The sequence below is a fragment of the Providencia alcalifaciens genome (assembly GCF_915403165.1).
GTDB classification, from domain to species: domain Bacteria; phylum Pseudomonadota; class Gammaproteobacteria; order Enterobacterales; family Enterobacteriaceae; genus Providencia; species Providencia alcalifaciens_C.
The window spans coordinates 560691-573937 of record NZ_OU659204.1; the positions used below are offsets into that span (position 1 = coordinate 560691).

Genomic DNA, 13247 nt, shown 5'->3' on the forward strand with positions numbered 1-13247 from the left:
TTGAGGGAGACAATTGTGATTTTTTATCAATGGGTAACTTGCCAATTAGCTCAACTGATGGCTGTGGCCATTTTGATATGCCCGATGATTTCAGGGGCTGCAGTGAATAAAAAAATAGAGCTTAATGGCAGCACAACGCTGAAAGGTATTGTCATCGCGACACCGTGTTCGGTTGTAATGGAAAATAGATTTCAAACGATTGATTTTTCAACTTTAGCAATCCCCCTGCTTGGTACGAAGTTACAGCGTGAGCGACATAATCAACCTTTTATTATTGAGTTACGAGACTGTGGAAGCCTTTATTCTTCACTCGATAGTAAAACATGGTCTATTCGATTTGCAGGGGAAACAGCGGAACACATTGATGCATTTGTACTACGGGGCGCATCACAAGGTCTCGGGGTTTCTGTCCTTGATAGCCGTTTCAATACATTGATTCCAGGTCAATATTATCCTTTATCTGACAATGTGTTGCGACAAGATAAATCAGGCAAAGCACTCTATCTACAGTACTTTTTACGTCTAGAGCTAACTGGGCGGCCTATTCAAGCGGGTAACTATCAAGGGTTAATCCGCTTTTTTATCGATTATCAATAACACCGATTATCAATAAATTGCAGATAAACATTTTCTCGAAGTCATTTTCGAGAGGGGCACACTCGTCGCATTTGGGATGGTATAGAGCATGATGTTCAAACATAGCAAACTAAGACAGACGATTTTATTGGCGCTAAGTATGGGGATCAGCAATAGCTATGCTGCTGAATTTAATACCGATGTGTTAGATGCCGAAGATATGAATAACATTGATATGAGCCAATTCTCTGTCGCCGGATATGTTCCACCTGGAGACTATATTTTGACGGTTTTTGTCAATGGACAGCGTTTAGGTGAACCGCGAGATATCGCTGTTTTTGATGATAAAAGTGCAAAAAGTGCTGGGTCTCAGCAAGTGTGCCTGGCACCTCAGTTGCTGGATTTTATGGGGCTAAAAAAATCCGCGGAGGAAAAAGTCACATTATTTCATGATGAAAAATGTTTGAATTTCTCGGCTTTGGCTGGGGTACAAACCAAAGTGGATTTGTCTTCGATGTCCTTAAAAATGACCATTCCCCAAATGTGGATGGAATATCGTGATCCTTACTGGGTTCCCCCAAAATTATGGGAAGAGGGGATCACTGGGATGTTTGTGGACTACAGTGCGAATATTTCTGCCACAAAAGAAACCGATGGCGACAAGCGCGTTTACTTATCCGGTAATGGTACATCGGGTATTAACATTGGAGCTTGGCGGTTGCGCGGTGACTTCAATGGAACTTATCAAAAGCAGCATGGGGGCAGTTATTCGCAAGAAAAACATAACTTTGATTTCAGTCGGTTATATGCGTTTCGCTCATTGAAGGAAACCGCAGCTCTGCTCACGCTCGGGGAAAATAACTTTTACTCGGACGTGTTTGACTCTTGGCAATACACCGGTATTTCGATTGAAAGTGATGATCGCATGTTGCCGCCAAAATTGGTGGGATATGCCCCTGAAATTATCGGTGTGGCGAAAACCAACGCCATTGTGATCGTCCGCAGTCAAGATCGGATCATTTCAGAAACCTCTGTGCCACCAGGGCCTTTTCGTATTCAAACATTGGATAGTGGGATCCGTGGTGTACTTGATGTGACGGTGCGCGAAGAAAATGGAGAAGAGAACAAATTTAGCCTCAGTACCGCATCGTTGCCCTACTTAACCCGCCCCGGCCGGATAAATTATAAAGCGGCGGTGGGGAAAACACGTTATGACAATCGACATTTAACGGGGGATCCCGTCATTAGTGGTGAATTGTCATACGGTGTATCAAATGCGTGGTCGCTGTATGGAGGAACTCAGCTTAATGCCTATTACCAAAGTGCCGCTTTAGGGATTGGGCGTGACCTGTTCTCTTTCGGGGCAGTGGCGGTGGACATCACCCAATCTTTTGCTGATTATTCTGATGACGATAAAGGCCGCTTACAGGGGCGTTCTTACCGTTTTAATTATGCGAAGTCATTCGAGGATCTCCGTACCGATATTACTTTTGCGGGCTATCGTTTTGCCGATAAAGAGTATCGAACGCTAATGCAATATATGGATGAGAACAGAACTGGGCACTCACCGCGAGCCACTAAGGAAAACTACCAGGTCTATTTAAATAAATACTTTGATGATTTTAACCTCTCGTTAAATTACCAGTACAGCACCTATTGGCAGGATGATCCGCAAACCCAGTACGGTTTATACGCCAATACGAGCCTGAATTTTCCTTCTCTTTCTCAATATAGCGGCAATATTGCGATCTCTGCAACGCGAACAGAGCGGAGTAACGGCTATGAAGATGATGCCATTAACCTCTATTTAACGATCCCACTGTACAGCGGGCATAGCTTGACGTTTTCTGAGCTGTACTCTCGTTCCAATAAAAAGAATCAATATAACCATAATGTGGGATATAGCGGTTATGGGGAGCAGGATAATTACAGCCTAACGATGGGGTATAACTACGGGCAAGATGTGGATAGCCAAACAAGCTTGAGCGGTTTTTATTCTCGAGATCTTTCGGATGGCAGTGTGTCCATTAATGGCAGCTATGTTCCTCATCAATACCGCAGTATTGGGGCATCGATTAATAGCGGGATCACGATAACAGGCAAGGGAGCAGCGCTGCATCGCTCCGCGCATGGTGACACTCGCTTGATGGTGGAAACCTCGGATATTGGCGGCGTTCCGCTGAATAATGGCATCACAAAAACCAACCGCTTTGGTTTGGCGGTGATCCCAAATGTGAATAGCTACCGCAAATCCTCGGCTTCCATTAATACCAGCAAATTACCTGAAAACATTGAAGCGCTCAGTGCCACCAGCGATATCACGCTCACAAAAGGCGCTATTGGCTATCGAAGTTTCCCTGTGATGAAAGGGGAAAAACTCTTCTCGGTGATCGCCTTACCGGATGGCAAAAAACCACCGTTTGGCGCTAGCGTGCGTAATGAGGCGAATCAAGAGCTTGGGATAGTTGGAGAAGATGGGGTGACCTGGTTGGTGGGTGTCCAGAAAAATGCTGCGTTATGGGTTTATTGGCGCAACCAAAAACAGTGCCAGTTAACTTTGCCTGACTCATTAAGTAGCCCTTCTTCAATGCTGTTACTGCCATGTCAAAAATAACGGAATTTTTATTATCTTTAATCTATGAGGTTGATTATGCTGAATTTTAAACTTATTTCCGCAGCATTGATAAGCATGCTTATTGGAATTCCACAAGTCTCTTATAGCGCGGTGACTCTGGATAGAACGCGAATTGTTTTTCCGGGCAATGAGAATTCCATTAATGTGCGTATCGCTAATGATAATCCTGAAGAAGCCTATTTAGCCCAGAGTTGGATTGAAGATCTTCAAGGTAAAAAACTGACTCAAGGCGCGATCCTTGCCACGCCGCCGTTACAGCGGGTAGAAGCCAATAGCCACAGTTTAGTGCGTTTGAGCAAAACGCCGTTATTAAGCCAATTACCCGATGATAGAGAGTCCGTTTTCTATTTCAATTTGCGTGAAGTTCCGCCGAAATCTACGGAAGAAAATACACTGCAAATCGCACTACAATCCCGGGTAAAACTGTTCTATCGCCCTGAAAAAATCCTCGAAGCCTCTCAAACTAAATGGGCGCATAACATTACGTTGCAAAAAACGGCCAAAGGCTACCGTTTGAATAACACCACGCCGTTTAATTTAACGGTGATTGGGGTGGGGAACAGTAAAAAACAGTCGGAAGAGAGCAGCTTTGAGGTCGTGATGGTTGCCCCAAAATCCACATTCGAGATTAATACTCATACACTAACCACCCCTTATCTCACTTACATCAATGATTATGGTGGCAAGCCAACACTGGTATTTCGTTGCCAAGGAGACACCTGCACGGTCTCAGGGGAACAGTAATGGAACCAAGGCATAAAAGGGGAATATGTGGATGAATATTATCCGGTTAGTTATCGGGATTATCACAATGACCGTAAGTGCTTGGGGGCAAGGCGAGGAATTCCTAGGCAGCGTGCCACCCACTGAATCCCATTATGAATCTTCACAGGCGGGCTGGTTTTTGGTGAATGCCACGTTATTCAATGCGCCATGCAGTTTAGAGGTGGGGAAAATGTTGAAATTGACCCATTGCGGTGCGGGTTTAGCATTCAGTGAAAATAAGAATGGAGCAAAAACGCCCGCAATTTTGCGGGTGGTGGATGCCTTAACGGGGGAAGAAACGGTGCGCTACCCCGTGGCACTTATTGATGGAAATAACCCCGTTCAGCTCCCTTCTGTGATTGATAAAGCCCACCCACTGCGGCTGGAGGTGAGTTATGAGTAAGTTAACTCTGTTCTGGTGGCTGCTAGCGCCACTTTTTTGGAGCTTTTCGACTCAAGGTAATGCGCAATTTCTTGATGTGGAGTTTAGCGGGGAGTTAGTGCATTTATCCTGCAAAGTGAGTGCAGGTTCCGTTAAAAAAGAGATCCAACTAGAAGATTTACGCATGGAGTCTCTTAATCTGGGGGAGATTAGCGCTATCACGCCATTTTTTATTGAAATTGACCATTGCCAGCGTGCAGAGCTGGGAAAACTAATCAAGGTAACGTGGCATGGTACGCAGTTAGTGGATATTGATGGGCATAACTATCTTATCACTCAGGGCGACAGCGGTGTGGTACTGGGGATCGTGGACAGTGAAGATAAACCCATTGCTTGGGATGAACCTATTGATGTAGGCAGTGTTGTGGTTGTGAATGATTCGCAGTCTTTATCCTTTGGGGTGGTGGCGCGTAAGCCACCTTATGGCTACGTCAGCACAGGGCAGTTCTCCGGTTGGGCTACGTTTTCCGTGGAGTATAAATAGTGAAGCAAATCAATAAAGTCAGAAAGTATTGGTGGGGTTTACTGTTATTTATCTCACCGGTGGTTAATGGGGATGTGTTTGTGGATGTTGTGGCGACAATGGTCGACCCTGCTTGCCACGTACGCAGTGAAAATAACGATTCACCACTGCAAATTAATTTTGGGGTGGTTGAAATTAATGGTGCGCCAGGGGTTTCGTTGACCAAAGATTTTCCGGTGTATATCAGTGGGTGCTCAGGAAGAAAAACGTTGTCGGTGCTACTCAACCCAAAAGGCTATGGAACGGAAGAGTACCAAGGTCGACAAATATTATCCACCAGCGCAAAAGGGTTGGGAATCGATTTTTCTGATATCACGGATGGGTTAATATTTCCTTTAGAGCTCAATCAATTACAACCTATCACACCACAGCCTATCAGTGCGACGGAGCACCGTATTAATCTTCAAGCAAAGTTGGTGAATACACGGCCACTCAGCCAATTACCTGCAGGAAGATTCACGTCGGCAATGATGCTCTCAGTCACTTATCACTAATGGGAACACTAATATGTTGAAAATTAAATCCATAGCGCGGGCAGGTTGTTTGGTGGGTGGAATACTGTCGGCGATGATGGCTCATGCGGATTATGCGGCGCAAATTATCGATCCTAATACGGGCTATACCATACGCGTGAATAACAGCAGCACGCTGGCGGATCACCCTGATCGGGGGTCGGACGGTCAAAATTACTATCAAGTTGGGGAGCCTTTTGTGGTGGATAGTAACCTTGCGGAACCGACTGGTATGGTGAAGTGTATCGGGCGGCGCTGGGGGAGTACGAGTACGCAAATTTTGCCAGCAAATGCGTTTCATCGATTATTTATGTATGTGCCTGAAACGGGATTTTCAATCAGCGGGCTTAAAGCGTATCGGCTGAATGCCAACCTTGTGATGACAGTGCAAGCCGACATGATGGAATGGACGAACCGTAGCTCCGGTGTGTGCTCAATGTCTGATGCGGATACGAAATTTGATGTTCCTCGATTTAATAACCATTTTCCTATCACCATGACGTTTTATATCAAAGAGCAAATTATCGATGGGCAGTTGGTTATTAGTGAAATGCCGTTAGCAGGCTACGTGCGCGCATTTACCAACCCGAAAGTGGCACCACCTTATGATAGCTGGCCGCTTCACGAATCTTCTGTGCCATTACGCTTGGCGGCTTCGCAAATTAATATCGGTGCAAAATGCACATCCAGTACCAGCAGTGGGGAGCAAGGGATTTTGAACTTGCGTCATGGGCAGTTAAATAGCTTGTACTATGACAACCGTGCTAGCGGTCAAGTCACCTATAGTTGCCTCTTCCAATCGGCGACCAAAGTGCGTTTGCGCTTAGATTACACGCAGGATAATGATCCTCAAAAGCGCTTACCGATGAAAAATGAGGCGAATGATACCATCTACAGCTCACTGGTGATTACGGATCTTGAAACCGGGCAATCTGGCAAAGAGATCAACGCGGAAATCCACAGCCTGAAAGAGTTTGAGATCAGTAGTCACCTGAAAGGGGAAAATGCCCAAGCGGGTGACTATCGCGGATCCGCATGGCTGATTGCCACCTTAGATTAAGGCTAGGACTCAATACGCTGAATAAAACTCGATGGGGTTTGTCCGAGCCATTTTTTAAACATGGTTGAGAACGAACCTACATTGCTGTAACCAAGATCAAATGCCACCTCAGTGATCGACTTGCCTGCTGAAATCTGGCTAATGGCACTCAGTAAGCAGGCTTGTTGTCGCCAATCTGAAAATGACAAACCCGTTTGGGCTCCAAAAAAACGGCTAAATGATCGGTCACTTTTGTGCAATTTTGCTGCCCACTCTTGGGGTAGCGAGGTAATTTGTGGTGATTTTAAAAATTCACGGCACAGGGCTGCGAGGCTTTCATCTCGAGGGATCGGGGCAAAAAATGGTAGCGGCTCGGCTCGCGCCACTTCATGGAGGATCAATTGCATCAATGAGCCATCGCGTCCGCTAAGATCATATTCCAGTGGCGCACCAACCGCGTCTAATAACAATTGGCGAAGTAAAGGCGAGACACGCAAAACTTCACATCGATTGCCTTGGCGGGGCGATGCCGCAGGTTCGATATATAAACTGCGGGTGCTGACATTCAGCATCCGCGTTTCGTGCGCCGTATTTTCAGGGATCCACACGCCGCTATCGGGAGGAATAACCCACTCACCATCTTCAGTGCTCACCTCAATTAACCCCGTTGCACCATATAAAAATTGAGCGCGGCGGTGCTTGTGAGAATCCAACAGCACGTTGGGTAAGTAATCCGTCGCGAGTGCGATAACATCCCGGGCGACACTATCAATGGTACTCAGTGGAATATTTCTCATCGTAATTTTGGTTACCGTCGTTCAGTGGCTCAAATTCAAACATAACGAATTATTTTCTGAATATAGGCAAAATTTATTGATATAACCACCTGTTTTAGGCGGTTGGCTGAAATTCCAATGCCTTTGGCGGTTTTTCAAAAGTTGGCTCAGTGGGAAATGTTTACGCTATCGCGGCAACCTAATGTATGCCAGAGGTAGAGTTATCATGAAAAATTATAATGATCAGAGTGAACATCTGATTGAACCATTGACCCGTCGTCGGTTTATTCAAGGCAGCTCTGCACTCATGGCTGTCCCTTTTATTACCACGAACACGGTCGCTTCAACACCAGAAAACCCCAATATTATCCCTACGACCACTTTACCGAATGACGGTGAGCGAGTGGTTTCCACATGCAGCAGTTTTGACTGCGGCGGAAAATGTGATATTCGCGCCCACGTTAAACAGGGTGTTGTTACGCGCATCAGCACACGTCCTGACGGGGATCTTGATGAAGAGATGCCGATTATGCGTGCTTGTGTGCGCGGACGCAGCTACCGCAAATTTGTCTACCATCCGAATCGCTTAAAATACCCAATGAAGCGGGTGGGCAAACGTGGCGAAGGGCATTTTGAGCGAATTAGCTGGGAAGAAGCGACCGCGCTTATCGCTGAAAATATGCAGCGAATTAACCAGCAATATGGTCCTGCATCTCGATTTGTCAGCCTAAGTACTGGGGTGACGGGCGGCATTTTTTCAGGGGCGAATATGCTGCGCCGCTTGTTTAATCTGACAGGGGGATTTCTGGAAAATTACCACTCTGTCAGTAACGGCAACACCATGGCAGTGACGCCGTACACTTACGGCACCTCGGCGAGCGGCAGTACATTAGATACATTGGAAGAGACTCCATTAGTCATTCTATGGGGACATAACCCGAATGAGACTATTTTCGGGCATACCAACCATTACTTCCAAAAAATGAAGAAAAATGGCACCAAGTTTATTGTGGTGGATCCGCGCTACTCCGATACCGCGTCTTCGTTAGCGGATCAGTGGATCCCGATTTTACCGACCACCGATAACGCCATGATGGATGCCATGATGTATGTGATCATCAGCGAAGGTCTGCATGATCAGGCATTTATCGATACCTACACCGTTGGCTTTGATGAGCACCAAATGCCTGACGGAGTACCGGAGAATGAATCTTTAGTGGCCTATTTGATGGGGAAAAAAGATGGCGTGGTGAAAACCCCTGAGTGGGCGGAACCGATTACCAAAGTGCCTGCGCAAACCATTCGCCAGCTTGCCCGTGAATATGCCACAACCAAACCTGCCGCCTTGATGCAAGGGTGGGGACCGCAGCGTCATATTTGCGGGGAACGCTCTGCGCGTGGCGCGACATTGCTAGCAACCATTACGGGAAACGTCGGCGTGAAAGGGGGCTGGGCTGCCGGTTATGGCATGGCAGTGACGCCTGATCTTCGTAAAACACTGGCGGGCCCTAGCCTGTTTGAAAACCCAGTTAAAGCGAAAATTAATATTACCAACTGGGTACAAGCCTGTGAGAATGCCAGCTTAGTCACGCCAGACAACGGCTTAAAAAATGCTGAAAAACTGGATACCGAAATCAAAATGATTTTTTCCCTTGCGGGAAATTACATGACGAACCAGAACCCCGATATTCGCCATGCTGCCAAAGTGCTGGAGGATGAAAACAAGGTTGAGTTTATCGTCTACAGTGACCTGTATATGACGCCAAGCGCCAAATATGCCGACATCTTACTGCCTGAAACCAGCTTTTTAGAACGTTGGAATGTCGGCGGGACATGGGGGACGGGAAACTACATTATTCTGTCTGAAAAGGTCGCGGAGCCTGAGTTTGAACGCCGCAGTGATTATGAGTGGCTCTGTGATGTGGCGAACAAATTGGGTGTCGGTGAAAAATTCAGTGAAGGGCGTACCGAAAAGCAGTGGATTGAACATCTGGTGAATGATGCTCATGAAAAACGCCCTGAAGATGGTATTCCAACTTTTAATGAATTGTTAGTTAAACGTCGCCATCTTTTGAAACATAAACCCCATACGGGGCATGTGGCATTTGAGAAAAATATTAAAGACTTAGCCAATAACCCGTTTGAAACTCCATCGGGCAAAATCGAGATTTTTTCGAAACGTCTGTATGACCGTAATAACCGCGATATTCCCGCACTCTCTCATTATGTGCCTGCGATTGAAGGCCCTGAAGACACGTTGACGCAGCAGTACCCGCTGCAATTGATTACGTGGAAAGGGCGCAACCGCGCGAATTCTACCCAATTTGCGAACCCGTGGTTACAAGAGGTGCAGCGCCAAGAGTTATGGATCAACCCGATCGATGCGAAACGCCGCCACATTACTGAAGACGATTCCGTGAAAGTGCATAACGACCGAGGCATCACGATGGTGCCCGTCAAAATTACCTCACGGATCATGCCGGGGGTGGTAGCACTACAAGCGGGAGCCTGGTGGCAGCCAGATGAAAATGATGTTGATCAAGGGGGCTGTGCGAACGTTTTAACGTCAGCACGCAGTACTGCAATGGCACACGGTAATGCCCATCAAACCTTATTGGTGGAGGTAGCAAAAGTATGAGTAAATTCCACGTTTACCCCGCAGTGAGTGACAAACAACTCGGGTTTTATATTGACTCGGCACGCTGCTCAGGGTGCAAAGCGTGTCAGGTATCCTGCAAAGATAAAAACAATCTCGAAGTCGGACGTAAATTTCGTCGGGTTTATGAAATCACGGGCGGGGAGTTCATCGAAAATGGCTGCGGCAGCTGGGAGAACAATGTGTTCGCCTACACTCTGTCTATTTCGTGCAACCACTGTGCTGACCCAATGTGTGTGAAAAACTGCCCAACCACGGCAATGCATAAACGTGAAGGGGATGGCATTGTGATGGTCAATACAGATAAATGCGTGGGTTGCGGAACCTGCGCGTGGTCATGTCCATATGGTGCGCCGCAGATGAACCCCGAAACTAAGCAAATGTCGAAGTGCGATTTTTGCATTGATTTGCAACTGCAAGGGCAGGCTCCCGTATGTGTGGCGACGTGTCCACTCGGCGCGATCCAGTTTGGTCCTATTGATGAGCTGCGTGAACGCTTTGGCTCGCAAGCGGATGTGAAAGGGCTGCCAGACTCATCCATAACTCACCCTAATTTAGTGATCCATCCGCACCAAGGGGCTGGGCGTAATACGGTTATCCAAGGAGCGAAAAAATGAATGAATGGCCACTATTGATATTTACCTTGTTAATGCAAGCCTCTATCGGGTTAAGCGTGATGCTGGGCATTTGTGCAAAAAGATTGGCGACAACTCTTGGTGGAAATATTCCTTCGAGCTTTCTGCTGCGTTATTTATTCATCGCATGTGTGCTGGCGGGTGTGGGTTTACTCTCTTCCATTACACACTTGGGGGTGCCGCTCAATGCGCCTAATTCGTTGTTAAACATTTTCTCCTCTTGGCTCAGCCGTGAAGTGGTTTTTACGGCAACTTACTTTACGTTCTTGGGCCTCACTTTTTTGTGGATGTGGTTTAAAAAACGACTGTCTTACGGGTTATTGGGGATGGCGATTATCGCGGGGCTTTGTGATGTGTATGCGATGGGGTCAATTTACCGTTATACCTCCATGTTAGTGTGGATGAATGACAATACCTATCTGATGTTTTATGGGGCGATGTTGACCTTAGGGGCGGCAGGGTACTATTTACTGGTTAGCCTCCTCCTGAAAGATAAAGGCCAAAATAGGGCGCTCGCATTATTGATGGTCGTGGGCGTGAGCTTAGTGGTTCGTTTGATTTATCAACCATTCTACGAAAACTATTTGCTGGAAACTGCTTACACCAATGAATCCGTCACTTTTCCCATTGATTCAATTAATGCTTATCAACAAATTTGGTCACTGCGTTTAGCCAGTTGGGTGGTTGGGTTTATTGCTATTGTTGCTATCGGTATGGGGGCATTTTATCGAATTAAAGGCGAAGCTCAGGGCGTGTTGGTTGGACGTAGCCAATATATTCTTGCGATGGGCTGTGTTTGTGCGCTGGTTGCGGAATTTATGCTGCGTTACTGTTTTTATACGATCCATATTTAAAAATGAATAACCGAGCCTGATAGGTTCGGTTATCTAATTTACGCTTAAAGTATGGGTGACTAAGCTGCCTTGATCATTGATATACACCGCAATAAGTTTGCCATTTTGCCGCTGGCTCCCTTCTAACTTTTCGGTTGAATAGGGTGGGATCATAACGCTTTTTGCGATGGGGGTATTTTGGCTATTTTCATAATAGAGCTGTGAAATATTCAAAAAATAAGGGGTGGGGTTTTTAATCGAAAGCTGATTCTCGGAATGTAAAGCACTCACGTTATTGATAAATGACTCTACGCCACTGGCAAGCGCAGCGGGTCGATAAAAAACTTTGATACGAATTTGTAGCGCTAACTGAATAATATTCATCCCTTCTTTATTTTGAGGTTTTGGCGAGATATCAAGTACATTCAAATAAAAAACAGATTCTCTATCTTGCGGTAAATCCCCGCCAATAAATCGAATCCGCAATTGCGCGCCATCATGAGCGGCGATTTTGGTCACAGGAGGCGTCACAATAAACGGTGCTTCTGTTGTTTCTGGGGTGGAATGGATATTGCCCTCATCAACCCAACTCTGTACTAAGCTTGCTTGTTCACTGTCATTAATGGTTTGAATATTGGCAGATTTTTGGTCGCTTAAGTAAATCAAACGCGTTTTTTTGAGTATTAAGCTCGCGTGCGTCTGTGAGCTGAGAAGGAGCAATATTAAACCGTAAAGAATTCCTTGAATATACCGCATTTTTTCATCCTTCTAATTATAAGACATGACCACAGTTGCGGTGCTGGATACAGGGCCTTGCGTCACAATTGCCGGGGTATAAGGGTAATAGTAAGCCCCCATATTGAGAGTAAATGATGGGGATATCGGATTCCCTTTTGTTACCGTGAAAATAGAGGTTGCGGTATTTTGTGCTGATACGCTATTGGATAGAGTGATAGGGGTATTAGGAGCACTTGCCATAACGAGTCTAAAACCGACACCGGCGGCACCTTGGCTGGCCGTATTATTCATGGTGGTTTTGTCTGTCGCGAGTAAGCTGCTGCTGGATAAAAAGATATTGATATCCCTTGATGCGTTGCCTCCTGCAAGAAAATCACTGCAAGTGAAGTTGAGGTTAAAGGGAGTATAACCTGCGCGTGTTGCTGATTTGACGGTGCTGATACTGACGGGCGGCAAAGTCACCACTAAACCTTGATTTGCAAAGTTACAGGTGGTGGTAATAGGGCTATAAGTCACTTGAACGGGTTGCAAATAGATATCATCAGGCTGAGTTGTCCATACAAATCCCAGTAAAAATGCTAAAAGTCTAGCCACCACATCAAGAAGCCATTGTACAAGACCTAAAGTGGATGCATCCGAAGCAAAAACAACGGGGTTAATGGTTGCGGTGCTTCCTGCAATTTCAATATAGTTCGAGCTCGGTTTGACGGTCACCAGGGTAAATTGCATAGTGAAATTTACATTGAGTTCATTGGCATTGTGGGTACCGGGGGACAAGTTTGACACATTATTTTTTTCTAATTGGGTGACGGTGACTTCGACTAATTGCTTGCCCCCATTAAATCCCACGGTCGCTTTTCGACCTTGAAATGGTGAGGCAATACCTACGACATTAGGGAGTAATCCATTATTGGTACAAGTAAATGTACCGGAAAATATGGTTCGAGAGTCTTTGGTCACGACAGTTGATGAGCTGGTTAAGTCGTTTGATAAGTCAAAAGCAATAGGGGATGCCGTGACTGTTGACGCTTGTCGACAGTTAGCAGAGGCATACTGGCTGACGGCAAGTAAACTTGAAAATAATAGTGCCAATGTGGTTTTTTTCATTGGAGTTTCC

General features: G+C 46.0%; 13 protein-coding genes. 10 read left to right on the forward strand and 3 right to left on the reverse strand.

Translation table 11 applies throughout. The annotated features are described in order from the left end of the window. Positions 1-15: 15 nt before the first annotated feature. The 7 genes from LDO73_RS02445 (at position 16) to LDO73_RS02475 (ending at position 6513) form a co-directional block, all read left to right on the forward strand. Entirely contained in the window at positions 16-597 is a 582-nt protein-coding gene (locus LDO73_RS02445; protein ID WP_423810869.1) for a fimbrial protein, read from the forward strand. An 88-nt stretch (positions 598-685) separates the two neighbouring features. Then, positions 686-3190, forward strand: a complete 2505-nt coding sequence (locus LDO73_RS02450) for a fimbria/pilus outer membrane usher protein (protein ID WP_224060040.1) — start codon at positions 686-688, stop codon at positions 3188-3190. Between the two features lie 75 nt (positions 3191-3265). Continuing rightward, positions 3266-3955 carry a fimbria/pilus periplasmic chaperone gene (locus LDO73_RS02455; protein WP_423810881.1) on the forward strand — a complete coding sequence of 230 codons (690 nt, stop codon included), beginning with the start codon at positions 3266-3268 and terminating at the stop codon, positions 3953-3955. A gap of 31 nt (positions 3956-3986) precedes the next feature. Beyond that, the gene (locus LDO73_RS02460) at positions 3987-4379 is read left to right on the forward strand and encodes a hypothetical protein (RefSeq protein WP_224060042.1); all 393 of its coding nucleotides are present in this window, start codon (positions 3987-3989) and stop codon (positions 4377-4379) included. Beyond that, entirely contained in the window at positions 4372-4902 is a 531-nt protein-coding gene (locus tag LDO73_RS02465) for a fimbrial protein (RefSeq protein ID WP_224060043.1), read from the forward strand. Before LDO73_RS02460 ends, LDO73_RS02465 begins: the two co-directional genes overlap by 8 nt. After that, positions 4902-5435, forward strand: coding sequence for a fimbrial protein (locus LDO73_RS02470; protein WP_224060044.1), 534 nt, complete (start codon positions 4902-4904; stop codon positions 5433-5435). The genes LDO73_RS02465 and LDO73_RS02470 overlap by 1 nt, the downstream gene beginning before the upstream one ends. 13 nt (positions 5436-5448) lie before the next feature. Beyond that, positions 5449-6513: an adhesin gene (locus LDO73_RS02475; protein WP_224060045.1), complete on the forward strand. Its 1065-nt coding sequence runs from the start codon at positions 5449-5451 to the stop codon at positions 6511-6513. Positions 6514-6515: 2 nt separating this feature from the next. On the opposite strand, the gene LDO73_RS02480 is transcribed toward LDO73_RS02475, so the two are convergent. Further along, positions 6516-7289 carry an AraC family transcriptional regulator gene (locus LDO73_RS02480; protein WP_224060046.1) on the reverse strand — a complete coding sequence of 258 codons (774 nt, stop codon included), beginning with the start codon at positions 7287-7289 and terminating at the stop codon, positions 6516-6518. Between the two features lie 205 nt (positions 7290-7494). Between LDO73_RS02480 and LDO73_RS02485 the strand changes: the two genes are divergently transcribed. The 3 genes from LDO73_RS02485 to LDO73_RS02495 are packed head-to-tail and all read left to right on the forward strand — an operon-like array spanning position 7495 to position 11413. Beyond that, complete coding sequence (locus LDO73_RS02485) at positions 7495-9906, forward strand: DMSO/selenate family reductase complex A subunit (protein ID WP_224060047.1); 2412 nt, start codon at positions 7495-7497, stop codon at positions 9904-9906. Continuing rightward, complete coding sequence (locus LDO73_RS02490) at positions 9903-10541, forward strand: DMSO/selenate family reductase complex B subunit (RefSeq protein WP_224060048.1); 639 nt, start codon at positions 9903-9905, stop codon at positions 10539-10541. The genes LDO73_RS02485 and LDO73_RS02490 overlap by 4 nt, the downstream gene beginning before the upstream one ends. Next, positions 10538-11413, forward strand: coding sequence for a dimethyl sulfoxide reductase anchor subunit family protein (locus LDO73_RS02495; RefSeq protein WP_224060049.1), 876 nt, complete (start codon positions 10538-10540; stop codon positions 11411-11413). The genes LDO73_RS02490 and LDO73_RS02495 overlap by 4 nt, the downstream gene beginning before the upstream one ends. Positions 11414-11446: 33 nt before the next feature. Here the strand turns inward: LDO73_RS02495 and LDO73_RS02500 are convergent, their stop codons facing one another. Together LDO73_RS02500 and LDO73_RS02505 are read right to left on the reverse strand one after the other, a co-directional pair. Continuing rightward, positions 11447-12148 carry a fimbrial biogenesis chaperone gene (locus LDO73_RS02500; RefSeq protein ID WP_224060050.1) on the reverse strand — a complete coding sequence of 234 codons (702 nt, stop codon included), beginning with the start codon at positions 12146-12148 and terminating at the stop codon, positions 11447-11449. A gap of 12 nt (positions 12149-12160) precedes the next feature. After that, complete coding sequence (locus LDO73_RS02505; RefSeq protein WP_224060051.1) at positions 12161-13237, reverse strand: fimbrial protein; 1077 nt, start codon at positions 13235-13237, stop codon at positions 12161-12163. Between the last annotated feature and the right edge of the window lie 10 nt (positions 13238-13247).